Source organism: Brevibacillus gelatini (assembly GCF_050920745.1).
Taxonomy (GTDB): Bacteria; Bacillota; Bacilli; order Brevibacillales; family Brevibacillaceae; genus Brevibacillus; species Brevibacillus gelatini.
On record NZ_CP154342.1, the window covers coordinates 1,753,062 to 1,776,094 of the forward strand.

At 53.5% G+C, this 23,033-nt stretch carries 26 protein-coding genes; 17 read left to right on the forward strand and 9 right to left on the reverse strand.

What is annotated here, in order from left to right; genetic code table 11:
• The first annotated feature begins 70 nt into the window (after positions 1-70).
• Positions 71-865 (forward strand): bifunctional hydroxymethylpyrimidine kinase/phosphomethylpyrimidine kinase, encoded by a 795-nt coding sequence (gene thiD, locus AAFJ72_RS08665; protein WP_432776772.1) that lies wholly within the window; start codon positions 71-73, stop codon positions 863-865.
• 61 nt (positions 866-926) lie between these two features.
• Here the strand turns inward: thiD and AAFJ72_RS08670 are convergent, their stop codons facing one another.
• Together AAFJ72_RS08670 and AAFJ72_RS08675 are read right to left on the reverse strand one after the other, a co-directional pair.
• On the reverse strand, positions 927-2,264 hold the full coding sequence (locus AAFJ72_RS08670) for a DUF4179 domain-containing protein (RefSeq protein ID WP_432776773.1): 1,338 nt from the start codon (positions 2,262-2,264) through the stop codon (positions 927-929).
• Positions 2,265-2,789, reverse strand: a complete 525-nt coding sequence (locus AAFJ72_RS08675) for a sigma-70 family RNA polymerase sigma factor (RefSeq protein ID WP_327990834.1) — start codon at positions 2,787-2,789, stop codon at positions 2,265-2,267.
• Positions 2,790-2,927: 138 nt separating this feature from the next.
• Here AAFJ72_RS08675 and AAFJ72_RS08680 point away from each other — a divergent pair, with 138 nt between their 5' ends.
• The 10 genes from AAFJ72_RS08680 to AAFJ72_RS08725 all read left to right on the forward strand — a co-directional run bounded on the left by AAFJ72_RS08680 (position 2,928) and on the right by AAFJ72_RS08725 (position 9,925).
• Positions 2,928-3,137, forward strand: coding sequence for a hypothetical protein (locus AAFJ72_RS08680; protein WP_122903969.1), 210 nt, complete (start codon positions 2,928-2,930; stop codon positions 3,135-3,137).
• An 88-nt stretch (positions 3,138-3,225) separates the two neighbouring features.
• A complete protein-coding gene (splB, locus tag AAFJ72_RS08685; protein ID WP_432776774.1) occupies positions 3,226-4,299 on the forward strand; it encodes a spore photoproduct lyase in 1,074 nt (357 codons plus the stop codon).
• Positions 4,300-4,460: 161 nt separating this feature from the next.
• A complete protein-coding gene (locus tag AAFJ72_RS08690; protein WP_432776775.1) occupies positions 4,461-5,102 on the forward strand; it encodes a deoxynucleoside kinase in 642 nt (213 codons plus the stop codon).
• Between the two features lie 51 nt (positions 5,103-5,153).
• Positions 5,154-5,843 carry a deoxynucleoside kinase gene (locus tag AAFJ72_RS08695; protein WP_432776776.1) on the forward strand — a complete coding sequence of 230 codons (690 nt, stop codon included), beginning with the start codon at positions 5,154-5,156 and terminating at the stop codon, positions 5,841-5,843.
• Positions 5,844-6,042: 199 nt separating this feature from the next.
• Positions 6,043-6,780, forward strand: coding sequence for a class I SAM-dependent methyltransferase (locus AAFJ72_RS08700; protein WP_432776777.1), 738 nt, complete (start codon positions 6,043-6,045; stop codon positions 6,778-6,780).
• Positions 6,781-6,867: 87 nt separating this feature from the next.
• Positions 6,868-7,152, forward strand: a complete 285-nt coding sequence (locus AAFJ72_RS08705) for a 4a-hydroxytetrahydrobiopterin dehydratase (RefSeq protein WP_432776778.1) — start codon at positions 6,868-6,870, stop codon at positions 7,150-7,152.
• Between the two features lie 106 nt (positions 7,153-7,258).
• Positions 7,259-7,582: a hypothetical protein gene (locus AAFJ72_RS08710; protein ID WP_432776779.1), complete on the forward strand. Its 324-nt coding sequence runs from the start codon at positions 7,259-7,261 to the stop codon at positions 7,580-7,582.
• On the forward strand, positions 7,579-8,352 hold the full coding sequence (locus tag AAFJ72_RS08715) for a DUF3109 family protein (protein WP_432776780.1): 774 nt from the start codon (positions 7,579-7,581) through the stop codon (positions 8,350-8,352). Before AAFJ72_RS08710 ends, AAFJ72_RS08715 begins: the two co-directional genes overlap by 4 nt.
• 67 nt (positions 8,353-8,419) lie before the next feature.
• Entirely contained in the window at positions 8,420-8,929 is a 510-nt protein-coding gene (locus AAFJ72_RS08720; protein WP_122903977.1) for an acyl-CoA thioesterase, read from the forward strand.
• Positions 8,930-9,004: 75 nt separating this feature from the next.
• Positions 9,005-9,925: an aldo/keto reductase gene (locus tag AAFJ72_RS08725; RefSeq protein ID WP_432776781.1), complete on the forward strand. Its 921-nt coding sequence runs from the start codon at positions 9,005-9,007 to the stop codon at positions 9,923-9,925.
• A 90-nt stretch (positions 9,926-10,015) separates the two neighbouring features.
• Here the strand turns inward: AAFJ72_RS08725 and AAFJ72_RS08730 are convergent, their stop codons facing one another.
• From AAFJ72_RS08730 to AAFJ72_RS08740, 3 genes are all read right to left on the reverse strand, one after another.
• Positions 10,016-10,444: a thiol-disulfide oxidoreductase DCC family protein gene (locus AAFJ72_RS08730; RefSeq protein ID WP_432776782.1), complete on the reverse strand. Its 429-nt coding sequence runs from the start codon at positions 10,442-10,444 to the stop codon at positions 10,016-10,018.
• A gap of 104 nt (positions 10,445-10,548) precedes the next feature.
• Complete coding sequence (gene hutH, locus AAFJ72_RS08735; RefSeq protein WP_432777163.1) at positions 10,549-12,030, reverse strand: histidine ammonia-lyase; 1,482 nt, start codon at positions 12,028-12,030, stop codon at positions 10,549-10,551.
• 282 nt (positions 12,031-12,312) lie between these two features.
• Entirely contained in the window at positions 12,313-12,771 is a 459-nt protein-coding gene (locus tag AAFJ72_RS08740) for a hypothetical protein (RefSeq protein WP_432776783.1), read from the reverse strand.
• Between the two features lie 34 nt (positions 12,772-12,805).
• Between AAFJ72_RS08740 and AAFJ72_RS08745 the strand changes: the two genes are divergently transcribed.
• Positions 12,806-13,186, forward strand: a complete 381-nt coding sequence (locus AAFJ72_RS08745; RefSeq protein ID WP_432776784.1) for a hypothetical protein — start codon at positions 12,806-12,808, stop codon at positions 13,184-13,186.
• A gap of 68 nt (positions 13,187-13,254) precedes the next feature.
• Here the strand turns inward: AAFJ72_RS08745 and uvsE are convergent, their stop codons facing one another.
• A complete protein-coding gene (uvsE, locus tag AAFJ72_RS08750; RefSeq protein WP_432777164.1) occupies positions 13,255-14,187 on the reverse strand; it encodes a UV DNA damage repair endonuclease UvsE in 933 nt (310 codons plus the stop codon).
• A gap of 458 nt (positions 14,188-14,645) precedes the next feature.
• On the opposite strand from uvsE, the gene AAFJ72_RS08755 reads away from it, so the two are divergent.
• From AAFJ72_RS08755 to AAFJ72_RS08770, 4 genes are all read left to right on the forward strand, one after another.
• Positions 14,646-15,476: a DUF3100 domain-containing protein gene (locus AAFJ72_RS08755; protein ID WP_432777165.1), complete on the forward strand. Its 831-nt coding sequence runs from the start codon at positions 14,646-14,648 to the stop codon at positions 15,474-15,476.
• Positions 15,473-15,910: a hypothetical protein gene (locus AAFJ72_RS08760; RefSeq protein ID WP_432776785.1), complete on the forward strand. Its 438-nt coding sequence runs from the start codon at positions 15,473-15,475 to the stop codon at positions 15,908-15,910. The genes AAFJ72_RS08755 and AAFJ72_RS08760 overlap by 4 nt, the downstream gene beginning before the upstream one ends.
• A 153-nt stretch (positions 15,911-16,063) precedes the next feature.
• Positions 16,064-16,855, forward strand: a complete 792-nt coding sequence (locus AAFJ72_RS08765; RefSeq protein WP_432776786.1) for an ABC transporter ATP-binding protein — start codon at positions 16,064-16,066, stop codon at positions 16,853-16,855.
• A 92-nt stretch (positions 16,856-16,947) separates the two neighbouring features.
• The gene (locus AAFJ72_RS08770; protein WP_432776787.1) at positions 16,948-17,637 is read left to right on the forward strand and encodes an MBL fold metallo-hydrolase; all 690 of its coding nucleotides are present in this window, start codon (positions 16,948-16,950) and stop codon (positions 17,635-17,637) included.
• Positions 17,638-17,724: 87 nt separating this feature from the next.
• Here the strand turns inward: AAFJ72_RS08770 and AAFJ72_RS08775 are convergent, their stop codons facing one another.
• The 3 genes from AAFJ72_RS08775 to AAFJ72_RS08785 form a co-directional block, all read right to left on the reverse strand.
• Positions 17,725-18,342, reverse strand: coding sequence for a peptidylprolyl isomerase (locus tag AAFJ72_RS08775; protein WP_432776788.1), 618 nt, complete (start codon positions 18,340-18,342; stop codon positions 17,725-17,727).
• 159 nt (positions 18,343-18,501) lie between these two features.
• Positions 18,502-19,188: a tetratricopeptide repeat protein gene (locus tag AAFJ72_RS08780; RefSeq protein WP_432776789.1), complete on the reverse strand. Its 687-nt coding sequence runs from the start codon at positions 19,186-19,188 to the stop codon at positions 18,502-18,504.
• A gap of 80 nt (positions 19,189-19,268) precedes the next feature.
• A complete protein-coding gene (locus AAFJ72_RS08785; protein WP_432776790.1) occupies positions 19,269-21,212 on the reverse strand; it encodes a beta-propeller domain-containing protein in 1,944 nt (647 codons plus the stop codon).
• Positions 21,213-21,391: 179 nt separating this feature from the next.
• Between AAFJ72_RS08785 and AAFJ72_RS08790 the strand changes: the two genes are divergently transcribed.
• Positions 21,392-22,924 (forward strand): fumarate hydratase, encoded by a 1,533-nt coding sequence (locus tag AAFJ72_RS08790; RefSeq protein ID WP_432776791.1) that lies wholly within the window; start codon positions 21,392-21,394, stop codon positions 22,922-22,924.
• Positions 22,925-23,033 lie beyond the last annotated feature (109 nt).

Consider the following 23,033-nt stretch of genomic DNA (forward strand, 5'->3'; position numbering starts at 1 on the left):
AGTATACCGAATGGGACAGGCGGATGATATACTCGTAGGAGAAATGGTGGCGAAAGCAGGAGGGGTATTCATGCAAAAAATCGCGAGAGCATTGACGATAGCAGGATCAGACAGCGGGGGCGGAGCGGGCATCCAGGCTGATTTGAAGACGTTTCACCAGCTCGGCGTCTACGGGATGAGCGCGATTACGGCGATTACGGCGCAAAATACGCTGGGCGTAGCCGGAGTGTACCCGCTGCCGACAGAAGCGGTAGCGCAGCAGATGCGCGAAGTGTTGCGCGACCTGGGAGCGGACGCGGCGAAGACGGGGATGCTGTTTGACGCAGACATCATCCGCGCAGTGGCAAGCGAGGTGCGCGCTGCGAGTCTGCAAAAGCTGGTCGTCGACCCGGTGATGATCGCCAAAGGCGGGGCCAAGCTGCTTTTGGACGAAGCGATTGACGCGCTGAAAACAGAGCTGCTGCCGCTCGCGGAAGTCGTGACGCCGAATTTGCCGGAGGCCGAGTGCCTGACAGGGATGACGATTCGCACTCCGGACGAAATGCGCGAAGGCGCCCGCGCCATTCATGCGCTCGGAGCGCGCAACGTCTTGATGAAGGGCGGCCACCTCGACGGTGATACCGTCGTCGACATTTTGTTTGACGGCCGCGACTTTTTCGAGCTGTCGCATGAGCGCATCCATACCCGGCATACGCACGGAACGGGCTGCACGTTTTCCGCTGCGCTGACGGCAGAATTGGCGAAAAATACGCCGCTTGTGGCTGCGGTCGAAAAAGCGAACCGTTTTATTTTTGCAGCAATCAAAACTGCTCCGCAATTGGGCGGCGGCCACGGTCCGACCAATCATTGGGCGGTTGTGGAGTAAGCGAAGGGGAGCGGCAACAAAATGGCCTCGCGGAGAGCAAATTCTTTGCGAGGCCATTTTGCTATTTGACTTGCACGGTAAACCCGCTTTGCAAACGAGCGGGATAGTCCGTGAGGGTAAAAGTGTAGAAATCAGGGGCGCCGTTCTTCGTCAGCCTTTTGTAAAGCAGGCTGTACGTCTGGAGACGCTCCGCTGGATCGCGCGAAGACGAGCTTCCCTGGATGTAGTCGTATTTATTCGCCTGATTGTCCGTGATGTCGTTACCCATATGGATGAAGCGATGCGCGTCCGCTTCCTCGACTTCCAGCTCCCAGTCCATGCCGACCACATCGTCGACCTGGCGCAGCGCAGTCAGCTTGAGCCTGGCATCGGGTGCTTTGACGAGCTTCTGCGTCTTCGCGTCGATTACCACCTGCAGCTTGTCGCGGTCCAGCGCCCGAATCCCGTCTGCTTTCAAAAACAGCTTTTGCGGATCCAGAAAATAGATGCTTTCCAGATGGTACACTTTGCCGTTTTCTCCGTTCTCCCGCGTTGACACGCCATTCCCCCAGAAGGCGTACGTCTGGCCTTTTTCATCTACCAGCCGCAGCTCGTCAAAGTCGAAAATATGTTTGGAGTTGCCTGGATCAAAGCGGATGCTGACCTCTGTTTGCGTTGGGAACACCGTGATTTGCTCGATGGTAAACGTCTGTCCGTCCACCGTCACTTTCTTGCCGACAGGAACCACTTTTTTCTCAAACGCCGTATATTTGCTATGGTCGATGGAAAACGTGATCGCAAGCGGAGGGTTAAGTTCTGCGCCGTCGAGATCGAGCGTCACTTTGGCTGTCAGTGCGTCAGGTACTTCGCTTGATTCCGGGCGAAAAATATCAATACGGTTCTTTTCCTCTGCGGAGGCTTCTACATCCATGCTGGACCAGCTTGCTCCGTACTCCTTGCCGGAGGCGTCAAACAGCTCCAGCTTGCGCAACCCGACCTTATGACCGGTACGCTCATGCTTTAGCGTGTAAAACAATAGCATGCGTTTCTGATCGGTCAGCACCTGGTCGATTTTGAAAGTGATGCCCTCAAGCGAACCGCTTGTGCTTACGTCCTGTACCATTTCGTGCTCGGCAGCCCGCTGCAGCCCTTTGTCTTCGCGGATCAGTTCCACGAGCTTTTCCATCCCGGGAATATGGCTGACGTAAGCGGCAACCGCAGGGGAGAGACGCACCGAGAACACGAAGGCCAGGAGCAGACACCCTGCCGCAACCCACGAAGAGAGTTGAACAAGTCGGCTACGACGTTGTCTGTGCCGAAGGCTTTTGGCTTGGGCAATGCCAGAACGAATGTAATGCTCGATTTGCGGCGGTACTTGTGTGCCAGTCTGTCCCTCTGTTTTTTCCATATCCAAATTCATTCACCAGCCTTTCCCGAGTTCTTTTCGCAATGAAACCAGTGCCTTGTGCAGCCAGGTCTTGATCGTTCCTTCCGGATGGCCGAGCCGCAACGCAATTTCACGAATGGTCAGATCTTCAAAATATTTCAGGATGATGATGCTGCGGTACACAGGCGTAAGCTTGGCCAGTGCTTCCTCGATGTCGATTTTATCTGCCGTGTGCTCCCACTGCTTGCGGTTCGAATCAGTCAGACCGTCAGCATCGGGAAAGTCGGGAGCAAACCGTTTTTTTCGTTTCAGCTCGTCCAGACAGACGTGGATGAGAATGCGCGTCAGCCAGGTGCGAAAATGCGCGGGCTGCTTCAGGCGAGACAAGCGGAGATAGGAGCGGCAGGTCGCTTCCTGTATCGCCTCCAGCGCGTCCAGTTCGTTGCGCAAAAAGGCGTAAGCCACGCTGTACAGCTGCTGTTGCTGCTGGCAAATCAGCTGGTAAAAAGCTTCGTCGTCTCCTTGTCTGGCTTGCGAGACAAGTTGTTCCAGATTCAAAATTCACCCCTCCTACCAATTAGACGGCGCAGGGGGCAAAACGGTTTTGGGAAAATCGGCACTCGCCATCTCTTTTGCGAACCAACTGCCTGCTCGCTGCTTACAGTAAAGCAAGAAGCAATTGAGGGTGAGGAAGGCATGTGGACCAAATGGGTAACGATTCATGAATCGTACGGGCTGCCCAGAGTGGCGAGCGAATGTCGGCGATATTTGGAGATAAAAGGAATCCGCGTCAGGCTGTTGTCCCGAGAAACGAAAAAAGGCGGATACGTATACATGCTGCAGGTGCCGTCCAGTCAGGCGGAGGAAGCGCGGCAGTGGCTACGCGAGTTCAAAAGCACGCTGTAGAACGATAACCATGCACCAAAGCCAGTGATCTCCTTGTAGCCAGGATCGGTTGTATGGCCATACTACACAGGGGAGGGAGCTTGTGTATATGGTGACGACACTGTTGGAAGCATCCGAAAAAGCAAGCCAGACAAGTGCAGGGCTGTTTGTGCCCGACTACGTTTTCGTCGAGCCCAATGCCCTGAACTATCCGCTCGGCCAGGAACTGTACCAGCGTTTCAAGGCACAAGGCATTCCGCTGCAAATGACGACCAGCCACAATCAGGTGCGCGGCATTCCCGGCGAGACAGAGGTGGAAAAGTACCGTAATGCCAAACGAACCTTGGTCATTGGGGTGCGCAAAACGTTGAAGTTCGAAACGTCCAAGCCGTCCGCGGAATACGCGATACCGCTGGCTACAGGCTGTGCGGCGCATTGTCACTACTGCTATTTGAATACGAATATCGGGTCCAAGCCGTACATTCGCGTCTACGTCAATACCGATGAAATTTTTGCCCAGGCGAAAAAGTACATCGAGGAACGGCCGGGAGAGATTACCCGCTTCGAGGCAGCGTGTACATCCGATCCGGTCAGTATCGAGCATTTGACAGGCAACCTCAGGCGAGCAATCGAATTTATGGGGGAGCAGGAGTACGGCCGTCTGCGGTTCGTCACCAAGTTTCACCATGTCGATTCGTTGCTGGATGCAAAACATAATATGCATACCCGTTTTCGCTTCAGCATGAATGCCGATTACGTCATCAAAAATTTCGAGCCGGGCACCTCCAGCTTCGCGCAAAGAATCGAAGCGGCGGGCAAAGTGGCAAAAGCAGGCTATCCGCTCGGCTTCATTTTGGCTCCCTTGTACTGGTTTGACGGCTGGAAGGAAGGCTACACCGATTTGCTGGAGCGGCTGCAAAAACAGCTCGTCCCGGAAGCGCTTGGCGACCTGACTTTTGAGCTGATCCAGCACCGCTTTACCAAGGTTGCCAAAAACTTGATTTTGCAGCGTTATCCGAAGACCAAGCTTACCATGAACGAAGAAGAACGCAAATACAAGTGGGGCAAGTACGGCAAAGGCAAGTACGTCTACCCGGATGTGCAGGCAAAAGCGTTGCAGGCGCATTTGGAGGGCGAGATTGCCAGACTTTTTCCGCAGGCCAAAATCGAGTATTTTACGTAGGGCAAAAAGCCTCGTCAACTCCAACTGCTCTGATTTTCAGGAGCAGTTTTTTTGCTGGAAAAAAACGTCGTGCGACAGAAAACGAATAGTTTCGACAAATGGAAGGGTGCATGCTAGAATATGGAGTGCTCTCATTTTCGGGGAAAGGAACAGACGCGTATATGAAGTCCATATTGATAACCGTTGAGGGACCGATCGGAATAGGAAAAACCTCTCTGGCGCGGGAACTGCACCGTACCTGCGACCTGCAATTATTGGAAGAAATTGTATATGAAAATCCTTTTTTAGGAAAATTTTACGAAAACATCGCAGAGTGGAGCTTTCAGCTGGAAATGTTTTTCCTGTGCAACCGCTACAAGCAATTGCAGGATATTCACGCCCACTATCTCAATCAGGGCATTTCTGTCGTATCTGATTACAATATTTTCAAAAATACGATTTTTGCCAAACGAACGTTGTCCGACAACAATCTTCCAAAGTACCTCAAAATTTATGATATCCTGACAGAAGATTTGCCACAGGCCCATCTGGTCATTTACTTGACGGCGTCCATCGACACGGTCATGAAGCGGATCGCCATGCGCGATCGCGAAGTCGAGCGGTCAATGGATGTGGGCTATATGAAAAATCTCATTGCCGACTACAACGAATTTATGGACGAGTTTGAAAAGCACCACCCGGATACGCCTGTCATCAAATTCAACTGTGACGAGCTGGATTTTGTCCATCGGCCAGAGGATCGGCAGTACATGCTCGACCTTATCGTGCCGCGCATCCAGGAGCTGCGGGGGCAACAGGCATAACGATTGATTGCCATCTGTAACGGGCAAGTATTTGAATAAGGAGTTGCGTACATGTCTAGGTTTCAAAACAGCCATCTTCGTGAAAAATACGGAATTCCGAGCAATGCGGTTATCACCATCGGCGGCACGGTAGGCGTCGGCAAGTCGACGTTCACACACGCCCTGGCCGATCAGCTCGGGTTTCGCGTGTCCGTGGAAAAAGTGGACAACAACCCTTATCTGGGACGTTATTACAACGATTTGGCCCGTTGGGGTTTTCACCTGCAAATCTTTTTTCTGGCTGAGCGTTTCAAGGAGCAAAAGCGCATGTTTGACTACGGCGGCGGCTTCGTGCAGGATCGTTCGATTTATGAGGATACCGGCATTTTCGCCCGCATGCTGTACGAGCAGGGCAACATGACGGAAGAAGACTACCGCACGTACACCGAGCTGTTCGAAGCGATGGTCATGACGCCGTATTTTCCGCATCCCGATATTTTGATCTATCTGGAAGGCAGCTTCGATGAAATTATCGGGCGTGTCCAGGAGCGGGGACGTCCGATGGAGCAGCAGACCCCGATTGACTACTGGCGCGATTTGTTCGACCGTTACGAAAGCTGGATTCACTCGTTTACCTCCTGTCCGGTTTTGCGGGTGAACATCAACGAGTACGACGTCGTGGATGACCCGGCATCCGTGGAGAGCATTATCGCCCGTGCCGCGGAAAAAATTCGTCTGGGACGAGCTGCACGCCTGCGGTAGCCTGCCTAATCGAATACAAGCCCCCGATCTGTAACTGGCAAGGCAAAGCTTGTCGCCAGCAGCAGACTAGGGGGCTTTGTTTTTTCATGTACCTCATGTTGTTTGCAGGCTGTCCCTGCACTTCGGATGGGGGAAATCGGCTGCGGATCAACCGCGCTGTGGTATAATGGGAACATCTTGAAATTAAAGGAGCTAGGGAATGGGAGAGGAATGGTTTGAACGCAGCTTTCGCGAAGATTACATACTGGTGTATCGGCATCGGGATGATTCGGCGGCCGACAGCGAGATCGCCAATCTGCTGGAGCGATTGCCGGTAAAGAGTACGGGGCGCGTCCTTGACCTTTGCTGCGGGAGCGGGCGGCATTCGCGGGCGCTGGCTCGCAGAGGATACGAAGTCGTCGGTGTCGACCTGTCTCCTGTGCTGCTGCAGCTTGCGGAAGAACAGAACACGTATCCACAGCTTAGCTTCGCTCGCTTTGACATGCGCCATATTCCGTATCGGGACGAATTTGACATCGTAGTCAACCTGTTCACCAGTTTTGGCTATTTTTCGTCGGATGAGGAAAACGAGCAGGTCATTTGCAATATGGCACAGGCATTGAAAGCAGGCGGAGAGGTCGTCATCGACTATTTGAATCCCGCCTACGTGAAAAATCATCTCGTGCCGCACTCGACCAAAGAGGTCAACGGGATGCTGATCGAGGAAAAGCGCTGGATCGAGGACGAAACCGTGAAAAAGCGGATTTTGATTCGCGACGATTCCGCAGCACAGCCGAGGGAGTACATGGAGCAGGTGCGGCTTTACTCTGTGGAACAGATGACGGCCATGCTGGAGCGGGCCGGATTCGGACAGCTTCAGGTGTTTGGCAATTATCAATTTGAACCGTATCGCGCCAGTCAATCGCCGCGCATGATTTTTTACGCGATCAAGCGATAAGGGATGCGGATAAGCGTGACTAACCTTTCTGTCTGCTGAATATGATGGTGTTACCACCGATTCATCGGGCAAAAGGGGGCGATGTAAGTGAGCAAGCTGTCTTTGGAACAGGTCAAACTGTATTTGAGCAAGGTTCCGGGCTGGCGGCTGGCAGAAGACAAAATGGCGCTGTCTCGCACCTATCACTGTAGAGACTTGGCCACGGCTGTGAGCTTTGTGAACCGCGTGGCGGAAATGATAGAGCAGGACAGTCAGCATGTGGAGATTCACCTGTCGGGCGGTACCGTGACGTTTACGCTCGCGACCCGCGAGGCAAATGGACTGACGGGCAAAGACTTTGCCCTCGCCCAGACGATCAGCAAAGTAAGCTAGCAGCAGGAAACAGCCGCTTCCGTTTTGGGGAGCGGTTTTTCTTTTGGCTTTTTCGCTGCACTTTGCTATGATGGGCAGTAATGATATTTTTTCGGAGGGATTGACGATGGATATTCAACAGCACGAACAGCTTCTGCGCCTGCTTGTGGACGAGTTTGCCAAGCAGCCGCTGTCCGTCACGTTTACACAATGGGACACGGAGAGCGAGGACGATGAAGAAGTCACGCAGTTTCAGGGGCAACTGGCAGAGGTGAAGCTCACCGACAACGAATTTGACGAAAAAGACCTGTGGCTGCTGTTTGTGGCAGAGGACGAGGAAAGCGTGGAAATTTTGATGGAAATTCCCGGAGAAGAAGTGGATCTCGCCTCGTATGCTGACGGAAAACTGAACATTTTCGGTACGGAAGCGGAGATCGTCCTGGAAAAATGAGCAGGAAGTCATCCTATCGCTACGTCGGAACACCTGACCCGATGACGGAAAAAGAAGCGTACAGTTGCGAGAAGTACATGAAAAAAAACAGGCATGCGATGAGAAAGGCAGGGCGGTACATGGTGGACGTACCCGCTCTGCTCGCTTTGTTTCACCTGGACTGCTGGAATTGCCGGACGGTTCACCGCGAGACTTGCTGTGAAGGCGGCCAGCCATACGCCGTCGAGGAATGGCAAATTTCGGTGCTGGAAAAAGAAGTACCGGAGATCGCTGCCCGTTTGCAGACAGCAGGCGAGCGGGACAACTGGGAGCGCTACGGCGTATGGGACCCGGAACAGACGACAGGCACCATTCGCCTGCGGCATGGCAACTGTCTGTTTTATCAGGAAAACAACGGCCGTTTCGGCTGTGCGATCCACGCCTACGCCGAAGAGACGGGGCATGATGTCTTGCCGCTCAAGCCGTTCAGCTGCCAGCTATATCCGCTGGACTTGATCGATACCGGCAAGGAAATTTTGCTGACCGCCGTGACCAGGGAGACGTCGTCCTTTTCCAGATGGGGGACGGACTATCTGGAGCAGTTTTATTGCGCCAACCCGGAGCGCAGGAAGCTGGCTGCACACCTCGACGAAAACTGGTTCGCGCTGGACGGCTATCGCCCCGCTTTTGAATGGAACGTGCCGATGCTGCGCTATTTTTTGCAGGAGGAGGCCGACAGCATTCTCGACCATCTGCGAAAGAGCAGCCATACACCAACTGCCAGTATGTAATTGGAACAGCGGATACCTTGTGATATGATGGGGGAGCATGAACTTGATTGACAAAGGAGCAACAGTGATGAAAGTCAAGACTACTCAAGAATCCCGTACGATCCAGGCATCCTTGGTTCAGCCGTCTGATACCAATTACCACGGGACCATCTTCGGCGGGACGATGATGGCCTATATAGATGAGGTAGCGGCAATCGCTGCCATGCGGCATTCGCGTCGCCCTGTCGTAACTGCTTCCATCGACTCCATTGACTTTTTGGCACCCGTGAAAATGGGGCATTCGATTTGTCTGGAAGCGTTCGTTTCCTCGACGGGGCGTACTTCCATGGAAGTGTTTGTAAAAATTGTCTCAGAAAACCTGCAAACAGGGGAACGAGTCCTGACTGCCACTTCGTTTTTGACATTTGTCGCGCTGGATGAAGCGGGCAATCCGACCGAAGTTCCGGCGATTGTACCGGAAACCGAAGAGGAGAAAAAGCTGATGGAATCGGCAGAGGAGCGCAAAAAAATGCGCAAGGAACGGAAAGACAACCTGCGAGAGTTTGTCAGCCAGTTAAACATCGAAAAAACGATCTGATTTTCGGTTGATTTCACCCTGAGCGACAGTTCGCTCAGGGCCTTTTCTACATACAGTCGCGAGGAGGAATCGACGATGAAGTACCGCAGACTTGGGAAAACGGAACTGACGGTTTCGGTCATTGGCGTGGGTACGTGGCAATTTGGCGGAGAGTGGGGGAAAGACTTCTCCCAGTCCGAAGTCGATCAGATTTTGGACAAGGCGCATGAACTGGGGATCAACCTGATCGATACGGCGGAGTGCTACGGCGACCACCTCTCGGAGCAACTGATCGGAGGCTATCTGAAAAAGAACCGCCGCACAGATTGGATCATCGCGACGAAGTTCGGCCACCATTTTCACGACAAGTTTTCGCGAACAGACGATTACAGCGCGGCCGCCGTGCAGGAGCAACTGGAAAAGTCGCTGCGGGCGTTGCAGACAGACTACATCGACCTGTACCAGTTCCATTCCGGGCCAAACGAAGCGTTTGACAACGACAAGCTGTGGACGTACCTCGACAAGCAGGTGCAGGCTGGAACGATTCGCCACCTGGGACTGTCGATTGCAAAAAATGGAAACATGCATCAGGTGACAGGGGCCTCTCGGGTCAACGCGCAGACGATTCAGGTCGTCTACAACCGATTGGACCGCAAGCCGGAGGAAGCGGTGTTCGCCTCGTGCATCGAGCAGGATTTGGGCGTACTCGCACGCGTGCCGCTGGCGAGCGGCTATTTGAGCGGAAAATACAAGCCGGGCGCCGTCTTCGCCGGAAATGATGTGCGGCACCGCCACAATCCGCAGCACGTCGCCCAGTTGCTCGAAGAAGTGGCCAAAATCAAGGAAAGCGAAGTGCCAGAGGGCATGGACATGGCGCAGTGGGCGCTGGCGTGGTGCTTGAAGCATCCAGCCGTCACGGCGGTAATTCCGGGCAGCAAAAGCCCGGAGCAGGTGGAAGCAAACGCCAAAGCCGCTGCCTACGCAAGCGACGATCATCCGCAAGCGCGGATCAACTAGAAAAAAAGAGGAGCCGACAGCACAAGCGACGGCTCCTCTTTTTTTGCATGGGAAGGACGATACGTGCAGCCCGCCTTGCCCTTTTGCCGATTAGTCCAGAAAGCGAGACTTGATCTCGGCGGTAGGCAGCATGCATTGCTCCTGTTTTCCAAACCAGCGGTAGCGGTTTTTCGCGACCCAGTCGTAAGCAAAATCGCGAAAAGGACGGGGGAAGAGGCGGCCAAGGTAAAAGCACAGCGGCCAGGCTCCAGACAGCTTGCGGACCACGTGCAAAATCGCGTCTGACTTGGTATACAACCGTCCATGGGCTATCAACACGACCGTCGACAGCTCAGAGGGATCGTACGAATAGCGGGACAAAAGCTGCTTCCCCTTGTCTGACTGCAGGGAAGCGAAGTGAATGCTGCCGGACGGATCGCGCTTGAGAATGAACTGCACGGCGCTGTTGCACAAGTGGCAGACGCCGTCAAACAACAAGATATAGTCAGGGTGTTGCAGCGACTCAGATGCTGGCTTCATCAGGCAGCCCTCCATGCTCTACTGCGAATCGGATTGTGCGTTGTCGCACAGCCTTTGCTTTCATCATAGCAGAGAAGGGAGGGCGTTCCCAGCGGGATCAACCACTAGAGAATGACAAGCGCTCCTTTTTGGATCAGTTTCTCTGCTTTCACCAGGTCGGGGTGCATTTCCCGGTCCTCGTGCAGACGGGGAACGGCGCGGCGCAGCTCATCGTAAGCTTTTTTCGTGCCTGCGCCAAGCTTGCCGCTCCCGAAATCAATTGCTTGTGCAGCCGCCAAATATTCGATAGCGAGCACCTTTGTTACGTTGGAGACGACTGTGCGCAGCTTGCGGGCAGCGGTTGTTCCCATGCTCACATGGTCCTCCTGGTTTGCCGAGGACGGGATCGAATCGACGGAGGCAGGGTGACACAGCACTTTGTTTTCCGAGACGATGGAAGCGGCTACATATTGCGTAATCATGAAGCCGGAATGCAGTCCGCCGTTCTCGGTCAAAAATCCGGGCAGGCCGCTGAGCTGCGGGTTGACGAGCCGTTCTGTGCGGCGCTCGGATATGTTGGCCAGCTCTGCCATGGCGATCGCCAAAAAGTCTGCGGCAAAGGCCATCGGCTGACCGTGAAAATTCCCGCCGGAGATGACGTCGCCTGTCTCTGTGAAAAGAATCGGGTTGTCCGTCACGCTGTTGCACTCGCGGGTGACGGTCTCCCAGACGTACTCCAGCGTATCGCGTGTCGCCCCGTGGACTTGCGGCAGGCAGCGCAGGCTGTACGGGTCCTGGACGCGCAGCTCGCCCTGCTCCGTAGTGCGTTCGCTGCCGGACAAGTGCGCGAGCAGACGTCTCGCCGATTCCTGCTGTCCCGGATGCGGGCGGACGAGGTGAAGCTGCGGATCAAATGCTTTCGGAATGCCGCGCAGCGCTTCGATTGTCATGGCGGCGATCAGCTCCGCGCTTTCCAGCACGACGCGGGAATCGTACAGGGCCAGGCAAAGCTGGGCGGTCATGGCTTGCGTGCCGTTGATGAGGGCAAGCCCTTCTTTTGCTTGCAGGCGAATCGCAGAGAGTCCGACCTGTTTGAGCGCTTCGTCACCGCTCAGGCGCTGTCCATTGACAATCGCTTCGCCTTTGCCGAGCATGACGAGAACCATGTGCGCGAGCGGAGCCAAATCGCCGCTGGCACCAAGTGAGCCTTGCTGCGGAATGACCGGATGGACGCCGCGGTTGCACAGTTCGACCAGATGAAGCAGCGTTTCTTCGCGAATGCCGGAGTAGCCTTTTGCCAGAGCATTGATTCGCAGGGCCATCATCGCGCGGACAACTTCCTCCGGATATGGCTCCCCCATCCCGCATGCGTGGCTCATAATCAGGTTTTCCTGCAGCTTGCTGACATCCTCGCCCTGGATCATGACATCGGAAAACTTGCCAAAGCCCGTCGTGATGCCGTAGACGACTTTTTGCTCCTCGACCATTTTTTCCACCATGGCACGGGAGCGGCGGACATTTTCCAGCGCTTGTTGGGTCAATTCGATGCGGTGTGCGTTTCTGGCGATCAGGACGACGTCTTCAATGCGCAAATCATTTCCGTTCATGTGAATGACATGTGCTTGCTGATTCACGAATAGTTTCCTCCTTTAACAGAGCAGAGAACGAAAAGAGCGAGGGGTTAGGATACTGGCTCCTAACCCCTCGCTCCCGGGTTCTATGTGATTGGATGAAACGTGTAAGCCTGCTGGGCGGCTGCATACGTCTGTCCTCACTTTCGCTCCACAACTGTCAGATAATTGTTGTTATTAGTATTATTGTAACGAAAGTGAGCGCGCCGTCAAGATCAAGAATGGCACGGCTCCTTTCCTATAGGAGAAAAAACGGGCTCAGTCCACTTTGGGAAACTGGGCGAGTGTCGTTTCTTGAGCGGGATAGATGTCATACCATGTACTGTGTGATTTCATCAGAAAGGACGTGTTCAATTCCGTGGAAAAGCGACGCAAGATGCCGCCTGGGCCTCCATCGTCCAAAAGGCGTCCCAAAGAAATGCCGAAACCGCCTTCTTCCATGATGCCATTGCCGTCACCGAACATACCATCGCCAGCGAAGCCGAATATGCCAAAAAGCTCGGAAAATCCGCAGCACAACATCCCGGCCCGCCCGATGCCGCAACCGCAACGGCCGACTGCACCATCTCCCAACCAGATGATGCCGAAGACGCCGAATCCGATGCCACCCAAACCAATGCCGGCCAACCCGATGCCGCCGAATCGCATGCCGGCAAATCCAATGCCGCCGAATCGCATGCCAGCAAACCCAATGCCGCCAAACCGGATGCCATCCAATCAGATGCCGCCAAACCGGATGCCTCCTAACCCAATGCCACCGAAACCGATGCCGCCGAACGCCATGCCGAATCGGCGTCCACCAAATGCTTCGCCAAACATGAGACCGCCGATGCCGGAAAACGTCCGGCCAGGCTCGAAAATCGAGCTTTACTTGTTCAAGTTCCATTTCCATATGGACCGGATGCAGTATTTCCGCCACAAATGCGAGCAATACCGGGATCATCGCCGCAAATACAGCGAATACCGCAGATATTACAAGCACCATCAACGGAGAATGAAATATTATCACGATCGTTGCCAGATTTGGCAGCATCGGAGCAGCAGTTCGTGTGATCGCGGCAGTTCCTCGTCTTGGGGACACAGAGGCTCATCCTCCGGACATGGCTGCGATTGCGGCTGCGGCTGCGATTAAGAAGAATCCTGAAAAAGGACGCCTGTGATACGCGGGCGTCCTTTTGACTGTAAGGCTGACAGCAACGATCAAGGGACAGCGGCAAACACCTCGACATCGACCCCACGCTTTTTCAGATGATGGCGAAGCGACAACAGGGCATCATCTTTGTTTTTGCACTCCAATACAATATCGACATGGTAATCTGCAAGCGCACTCACAAAAGGGATAAATTCGTCCGGATCGATCTTGTCTGCATGTGCGCGAAATTCTTTGGCCGATTTCGGAGAGGACATGTGCATTTTCGGGATGCGGTTTCCCCACGTCTTGATGATGCGCGGGAGGTATTCGATCCAATCCTCGCCGTCCGAATGGCAATGATGGTGATGAAGGTCGAACACCATCGGCACACCAAGCCGCTCGCACAGTTCCAGCACCTCGCGCATGGTAAAGGACGTATCGTCATTTTCCACGACAAGCCGCCGCTTGACCTGCTCAGGCAATCGCGCAAAGTTGACCGCAAACCGTTCCAGGGACGAAGCCTTGTCCCCGAACACGCCGCCGACGTGCGTAACCAGCACCGAATTATCGTCGAGACCGAGCAGATCAAACACTTTGGCGTGATAAGAAAAATCAGCGATGGCCGCCTCGACCACGGATGGCTTGTCGCTGTTCAAAATACTGAAGTGGCCGGGATGCGCTGTCAGGCGAATGCCATTGTTGCGGATGAATTCTCCCGCTTTTTGAAAGTCCCAGGAAAATTCTTTGGCCCAGTCCCAATCTGCCGCGACCGGGTGCGTTGCCAGCGGGACGAATTCCGAGGGGAGGCGATACAAAAAAATCCGGTTTTCCACGTTGTAGGCGAGCAAGTCCATCAGGTTGAAAAAATTCGTCTGCAACACTTGCCGTAGCTTTCTCAACCGCTCCTGCGGCTCCAGCTTGTTGAGTTGCGCAACGGTCGTCTTTTTGTTGGGATTGTTTTTCAGCTTCACACTGATACAGGCATAGCCCAAACGGATCAAGGAAATCACCCCTGGGAGCGTCGTCACCAGTAGTATCTCCAAAAACGGGGGCGGCTTCGGAAAGAAAAGTTCCCAGTTGAACGAACAGAAGAACTTGCCGCGTTTTCCGGCAGTCTGCTTCGCCAGCTCTCGCCTGGCAAAGCGATGGGGAGGGGATAAAGACAGATGCAAACGGCGCGGCAAAAAGTTCGGCCAGAGCGGCGGAAAATTTGTATGGCTAGCCGTCCATTAGTAAAAGCGGAGACAGGGCATTATTTTGCCGAAAAACGATAAAAAATGCTGTTTTAAAGCTGTTTTTCGTGCTTTGTATACTTTACGTGGACGTTAATGATAGAAAATTCTAATATAACTAAATATCACAACATTAAAGGTGAATTCGACTAAAAAAATGTCCGCGTGAAATGGTCGAAGAGCAGACAGAAACAAGAGCGAACAGGGGGATTCTTATGACGGAGAAAGTGACAGAGGGACGCGTGAATGTGTACAAGCTACATGTCCTGGTGCTTGTACTGGTAGCCTTGACAGAGTTTATCGGCACGCAAAAAATCAATATCGGCATCGGTGTCATCGCCTTGTTCCCAATGCTGTACGCACTTGTGCTCGGCGGTGTCATCAGTTGGCCTTCCTTCAAGTTTTTGAAAGAAAAAGACATGAATGTTGCGGGAAACATTTTGGGCTTGTCGTTTCTGATTTTCGTGTGCAAGCTGGGGGCGAACATTGGACCCGAGCTGCCCAAGCTGTTCGGAGCGGGGGTATCCCTGCTCGTCCAGGAAGTCGGGCACATCGTCGGAACGATCATTTTGGGCTTGCCTGTAGCGCTTTTGCTCGGTTTGAAGCGGGAATCGATCGGGGCTACATACTCTCTCGATCGCGAGCCAAACCTGGCGATTATCGTCGACAAGTTTGGCGGAAGCTCACCGGAAGCGCGCGGCGCCTTGGGTGTTTACATCTGCGGTACGTTGTTTGGCGCCATTTTCATGTCGATTCTCGCCAGTATTCTGGGCAGCAGCGGAATTTTCCATCCGATTTCGCTTGCGATGGGCGCAGCGGTTGGCTCAGGCAGTATGATGGCGGCTGCAACTGGCTCGCTCGCCGTCATTTTCCCGGAAGCACAAAACGACATCGCCTTCTATTCCGGGGCGGCAAACCTGATGATGAGCATTATCGGGACGTACGTCTGCATTTTCATCTCCTTGCCGCTGACGCAGCGCCTGTACGCATGGCTTGAGCCGATCATCGGCCGCAAAAACGCTTCTTCGAAAACAGAAGGGGGGAAAAGAAGCGCATGAATCAAATTTTGACGATTCTCATCATTGGCTTTATTTCGCTTATCGGAAACTGGATCGGCTATGGTGTGCCGCTCCTGGAATCTTTGCCGGGCATTTTGCTTTTGGCGGTCATCACCTTGATCGGGATGGGCTTTACCAAAATTTTGCCGTTCAAGTCTCCGGTTATTGTCTGGATTTCCTTGTTTGCCATGCTCGCTACTTCCCCCTTTTTCCCAGGAAGCGAGTACACGGCAGCAGCGATTGGCAAGATCAACCTGCTGGCGCTCGCAACACCGATTCTCGCTTATGCGGGTCTGTCGCTCGGAAAAGACATACATCTGTTCAAGCAGCTGAGCTGGCGGATCGTAGTCGTATCCCTCGTCGTTTTCACAGGGACGTTCCTGTTCGCAACCTTGTTCGCGGAGATCGTGTTCAAGCTGCAAGGAAAGTTTTAAGCATACTGCATTGTCGAAACCTTCGCGGCTTGAAGTTTGCCATGAAGGTTTTTTGCATTGATCGGTCTGAAATGGACAGGTATACTCTTAATAATCAGAAAGATTACGGTTTTTTTCCGACAAGACAAAGAAAGACAGGAGTGGAGCGAGCAAATGATAATCGACGTAAACCAGGTCATGTGGCAAAGGGACGAAACGGTTATATTGCGCGACGTGAACTGGCAGGTGCGGGAAAACGAGCATTGGTGCCTGGTCGGCTTGAACGGCTCCGGCAAAACAAGTCTGCTGAAAATTATTTGTGGCTATACCTGGCCGACAAAAGGGCAGGTCAGCGTTCTCGGCAATTTGTATGGAACGGTCGATTTGCGCGAGGTGAGAAAAGCAATCGGATGGGTTAGCACCGCGCTGATCGCGCAGCTCCACGAGCATGAGACGGCCTTTCGCGTCATTTTGAGCGGAAGAGAAGCGACGATTGGCCTGTATTCGGTTCCGGCGGAGGAAGATGTGCAAAAAGCGTCAGCCCTGCTCGAAACATTTGGCTGCACAGAGCTTCGGGACAGGCCGTTCGGAGCGCTTTCGCAAGGAGAGCGGCAAAAGGTGCTGATTGCACGGGCGCTGATGGCCTCTCCCCGGCTGCTTATTTTGGACGAGCCGTGTACAGGGCTGGATTTGCTGGCAAGAGAGCAGCTGCTCCAGATGATCGAGCAGATTGCCGAGCAGCCGGATGGACCGACATTGATTTACGTCACGCATCATATTGAAGAAATTTTGCCATGCTTTACGCACACATTGCTGTTGAAGGCGGGGGAGGTAGAGCGCGCGGGAAGGACGGACGAGGTGCTCACAGCAGACGGATTGACCCGCTTTTTTGGGGTTCCGGTCAACATCACCCGTTCACAGGGGCGCTTCTGGGTCAGCTTGGGCGAAAAGGCAACTGTACTTTAACGGCCGATGTTTTGGCAAGTGTCGGCAAGGTCGTGTATCATTGTGTATAATATCATTATGAAAAAAACTGGGAGGAGAGGAGAGATGGAGGCATGAACAACGTGATTGCACCAATCACAGACTCCACCTGGGCGATCATCACCTACGAGGATGCGTGGCAGAGCTATGTGAACAGCTACGTCATCAAACAGGGTGAATCGTTTGTTGTTATCGACTCCCACCTGCGCAAGCAACGTGCGTACTTTCAGCAGGCGCTGGAGGGAATCGGTGCCAAGCCGGAGCAGATTGAATACGTTTATTTTACCCATCGGCACGCGGACCACATCGGAAACGCCGACATGTTTCCATCCCGCAACAACTGGATTCATCTCGACGACTACTACGAGCTGGACGATTTCTCTCAGACGCTGTTCGGGCACACTTTCACGGGGAGCAGGGGAGAACTTCCGGTGCTGCGGTTTCAGCAGCTGTCCTTTCATACGGAAGGCTCGGTAGCGTTTTTTGACCCACAGAGCAAGATTTGTTTTGTGGGCGATCACATTTGCTTTGAAAAAGCCGAGCTGGGGCAAATCATCGGCAAGGAAAGCGAATGTCGCGCCGCGTACAAGGCGCAGATCAAGAACTGGGCGATGGAGGAGCCAGATCGCGTCCCGGAGTACGTGGCGGGGCTTACAGCTTTGCTGGAGTGGCCGATCGAATTTTTGGCAACGGGACACGGTCCGGTTTTGCAAGGCGACATCGCCGAATTTTTGCAGGAGCTGATCGGAATTGTCCGCTCGTAAATGTTTATCTGCAAAAAAGACTTGTGCACCGGAAAACGGGCGACACAAGTCTTTTTTGGTGTTTCGCGGGTGAGCGAAGCGAACCGATTATTTTTCTTCTTTCTCGACGAGAATCGGGTCCATGATCTGGACGTTATATTTTTTCTTCATCTGCTCCAGCCACTCGTCCGCATGCTTGCGTCTGTTCCGATCCTGCAGCTTCTCTTTAATCTGCGGACGAGCTTCTTCCAAGGTTTGTTCGAGCTTATCCTTGTTCTTCTCGTAATATTCCTTGATTTGCTCCTCTGTCACCGGATAAGCTTTGTCAAACAGCTTGTCCCGCAGCAGGAGCATGCCGAAACGCTCGCGGAGCCCTTTTTCATCCAGATTTCGCTCCTGCAAATATTCCTGGAACTTCTCCGGTGTTTTCAATTTCTCCTTGATCGGTTTGATCTTTGCGTCAATTTCTTGCTCGGTCACTTTGATGCCTTGCGCGGCCGCTTCCTGTTTGCACAGCTCCATGGCAATCAGGTCGGTCAGGACTTTGCTGCCTGTCTCTTTTTTCATCTGTTCATAGAGCGCGGTCTGCGAGATCGTGGAATTGCCGACAGTAGCTACAGCGCCTGCATGGGCGGCAGCCGAGTCTTTTGCCTGCGATACGCCGATCACGGCCAGTCCTGTCAGGAGCACGGCGGCTGTCAAAATCGAAATGTCAAACTTTTTCATGTCGAAGAACCTCTCTTTCTTGCCTGCATCTGTGAAATAGGATAGAGTAGCGCACATTTTTCTGCCAAAAATGTCGGGTTTCTGGAAGCAGGCAGCAACAGAAAACCGCACACCAGAAATCATGTGCGGTGTCATCTTCATGGGAAAGCAGGGGGAAATTTAGCTGGCGTGGGTCGAAGCCTTTTGCCATTCTTCCAGGCGCTTTTCCAGCTCGGAGCGGTTGAAGTGCAAGGAGCTGGCCGATTTGTTCAGCAGTTGGCGAAGATGGGTCAAGGCGTGCTCGTAATTGCCTTTGGCCGCTTCGATCTCAGCCAGGCAAAACAGCTTCCACTCCTTGGCAGAGCGTCTGCTGGCGATTAGCTGATAAGCTTCGAGTGCGCTTTCGATTTCACCCAGTCGAGCGTGCGAGCAGGCGATGAGCGCCAGCGAATCCGTCATCCCCTGGTCGCGCTGGTAAATGCGAAAGGCGACTTCCAGCGATTCGTTGTAGCGCCCAGACGAGTAGTAGACGATCGCCAGGTTGTAAAACAGGTAGTGAATCATGGCCTGGTTGAACAGAGAAGGGTGTTCCTTGCAGACGTTGATTCCTGACACAATGTACTTTTCAGCCAGTTCGTAATTGCCGATCATGATCTCATGTGTTGATTTGTCGAGCATGGCTACCGCACGTGAACGGTTTTTTCGGTAGGATGCCTCCAGCCAGCTAAGCCGTACATCCAATCGGCGCTTGTACAGATTCGCCATATATTGAAAGCGGAAGGGCCAGTGCAGGCGAATGAACATGACCAACAGCACGGCAGCCAATCCCGCCAGTGTTGAAGTCCAGTTAAGACTCAAATACTCCACGTAATGACACCCTCTCTTTTTGCGCTGCCTCTATTCCCCCATCTTAGCACAGAATATGCCCACGTTACAGACCATTCCCTTTATTTCGTCAAGGGCAAAGTTTTTACAGCTTTTTGCCCGTGCAATGGCTGGGCTTTGACGAAGTCGTCAGAGATGGTGTAGAGCGTCTGGTCAATCGTCAAGATTCGCCTGATGTTTTTGGAGCTCTCGTACCAGCCTTCTCCTGCCTTGGCGATGTCTTCTTGTTCCAGATGGGTAATTTTGTCGGTCAAGGTAAAGCCTTTTTCCAGATCGATCCGGTAAACGTACGCGCCCTGGAACGTAAAGTGGCCGTAGCCGCGAATGTCCTGCTTCGCCTTTTGTGCCTCGGTCCATTCGTAGACGCTGACCGGGAAGGCGAGCAGCCCTTTTTCCTTGGAAAACAGCAAGGCTTTATGGTTGTGCAACAGTTCGGAGTCTGTTCCGCGGTCGCCGATGACGGTTTTGAACTTTTCTTTCGGCTTGCTCACGTCGCTTACGTCGAACAATGCGATTTTCATGCCCTGGTAGTACGCCATGTCCTTGTCTGATTCTGTTTCCTTGCCGAATCCGATGATGTGATTCTCGTCATACGGATGGAGGTAATCGCTGTAGCCTGGAATTTTCAGCGCTCCCAAAATGCGGGGGGCGTCAGGCTTTTCCAGATCAAGCACAAACAGCGGGTCCACGTTGCGGAATGTCACCATGTAAGCGCGTTTTCCCATGAAACGGACGGAGTAGATACGCTCGGTGGGAGCGATGCCTTCCAGCTTGCCGTGTATGCCGAGCTTGCTGTCAAGGACGTACATGTTGTTTTTCGAGGTGTCCGCATCCGTGCGCCACATGTTTCCGCTCGTTGTCGCGATTCGCAAATAGCCGTCGTATTCGTCCATTGAGAACTGGTTGAGAATTTGTCCTGGCACGTGGCCCTTTGCTGAAAAGGCGATTTTTCCGTCGTTCATGCCGAAGCGGTAGATTGTCGTGTCGGCGGCAAGCGGCGGAGCAAAGGAACGGTCAAATGACTCGTTTTGCATCATATTGCGCTGATTCGCTTTATACTCGGTTACTGCTACGTACAGACTGGTCGGGGAGGCGTAAATGTTTTCCCCTGCGCCCAAATAAGTGGAAAGCGACAGCTTTTGCTTGGGCAGGTCGAGATTGACGCCTGCCACCATCAGGTAATTCGGCTGCAAGCTTTCCGGAAAATAACGGATGTCGCTGTACGGAACAGTTTGATACTGTTCGCCGAAGGCACTGTCGCGATAGACGGGGCCGGGAAGCTCCGTTTTTTCCTGCAAAATCCGGTAGGTGTCGATGGAGTTGTTGGCCGTCAAGTACAGGCTGGAACCGATTTTGCGGGAGGACAGGTACTGCCCTTCCACTTCCAGTTGTCGGATCAGCCGCGGATTTTCTTTGTCCGCGATGTCGTAAACGAGCGCTTTTACCAGCTGGTTGTTGCGATAGTACGGGATGGCGCGCTTGGAAGCTGGCAAGGGAGCCAACTCGACGTAGTTGTCCGCCTGGCCGATCACGATGAGCCTCTTGTCGTCGACGAACATCTCCAGTGGGGTGAACTGGCCGTCCTCATAGCTGATCCTGCCCGTCACGCGCATCTCTTGGGCCGGATAGGCTTTGACAATGCGCACTTCCCGATTCGTTGACTGGTACAAATAGGTGCCGTCCGTCTTGACGATGTCGGCTTCATCGACGCCTTTTACCTGCGTGTTTGTCACCGAAAAATCCGGGGCTGCTGTACTTTTGGCGGCATCCCCCGCTTGCAGGGCGGGAGCCATTGTAGGTATGCCCAATTCGAGTTCTGCATAGGTGTTGTTGGACACCGATTTTTTCAGCAGTTTCTTGAATTGCTCGTAGGTACCGACGGCAGGCAATTCATCTTGCGCTGCCGCGGTGACAGTCGGCTCCTTGCTCGAACCTGCCGGCAGCAAAAACGGCAGCGCACACAGTACGAAGGCCGTCACGACAAGTCCCGCTGCTTTTTTCTTCATCTCGATCCCCTCGCATCTAATTCTTGGCAGGATGTGCGTTCAATCATAAGACGCAGGATGCTCAGTTAACGTTTCACACACTCTTTGGCCCGCAATCTACGGACAGGGGGGAGAGCGTGTGCTATAATAGTAGGCGGTTTAAGCTACCATTCACAATTACGTCAAAAGGGGCGTCATAGATGGAAAACTTGAAGCAAAGCATTCTGGAACTCATCACGGATACGTCAACGAACTTGCCGCCAGACGTGCGTCGCGCTGTCAATGCAGCCAAACTGAAAGAAGATTTGGGCACACGCGCAGCGCTGTCTTTGTCTACGATTGCGCAAAACGTCGTGATGGCCGAGGAAAACGTTTCTCCGATTTGCCAGGATACGGGAATGCCGACATTTGAGGTAAAAACTCCGGTTGGCGTCAACCAGCTCATTATCAAAAAAGCGATCAAGGAAGCGATTGTCGAGGCGACCAAAACAGGCAAGCTGCGTCCCAACTCCGTTGACTCCCTGACAGGGGCGAACAGCGGGGACAACATTGGGCCAGGCACTCCGGTCATTCATTTCGAGCAGTGGGAAGAGGATGAGATCGAGATCAAGCTGATCCTGAAAGGCGGCGGCTGTGAGAACAAAAACATCCAGTATTCCCTGCCCTGTGAGCTGGAAGGTCTGGGCAAAGCAGGCCGCAACCTGGATGGCGTGCGCAAATGCATTTTGCATGCCGTCTACCAGGCACAAGGACAAGGCTGCAGCGCCGGTTTTATCGGCGTAGGTATCGGTGGCGACCGCACCTCCGGCTATGCGCTGGCGAAGCATCAATTGTTCCGCCCTGTGGATGATGTCAATCCGAACCCGGATCTGGCCGCTCTGGAAAATTACATTATGGAAACAGCGAACCAGCTCGGAATCGGTACAATGGGCTTCGGCGGAAACTCGACCCTGCTCGGTTGCAAAATCGGCGTGGAAAATCGTCTGCCGGCAAGCTTTTTCGTTTCCGTTGCCTACAACTGCTGGGCGTTCCGCCGTCAAGGTGTGCGTCTGAATGCAGAAACAGGCGAAATTATCCGCTACCTGTACAAGGATGAGAAAGTCGAAATGGATGTGACTCCTGCCGCAGCAGCAAGCGAAAAAGCCGAAGGCCGCCGCGAGGTTGTCCTCGAAGCGCCGATTTCGGAAGAACAAATTCGCAGCCTGAAAGTGGGCGACGTCGTCATCATCAACGGCGAAATGCACACAGGACGCGATGCTCTGCACAGCTACCTCATGGATCACGACTGCCCTGTGGATCTCAATGGTGGAATTATTTACCACTGCGGCCCGGTCATGCTGAAGGATGAAAACGGGGAGTGGCACGTAAAAGCGGCCGGACCGACTACCTCCATCCGCGAGGAGCCATACCAGGGCGAGATTATCAAGAAATTCGGAATCCGTGCTGTTATCGGAAAAGGCGGAATGGGCGCAAAAACGTTGAAAGCATTGAACGAGCATGGCGCTGTCTACCTGAACGCCATCGGCGGTGCGGCTCAGTACTATGCCGAGTGTCTGGAAAAAGTAGAGGGCGTGGACTTCCTGGAATTCGGTATTCCGGAAGCGATGTGGCATTTGCGTGTGAAAGGCTTCGCCGCCATCGTGACGATGGACTCCCACGGCAACAGCTTGCATGCCGATGTCGAGAAATCGTCCCTGGAAAAATTGGCACAGTTTGCCGATCCGGTATTTTAATAAGACTCGCAAGTTTTCCTGACGAAAAGCCTCTGGCGACACCTGGTGCGCCGGGGGCTTTTTGCGTGCCTTGCCCATCTTGGCCTGCAACGGCGAATATACTGGGTGT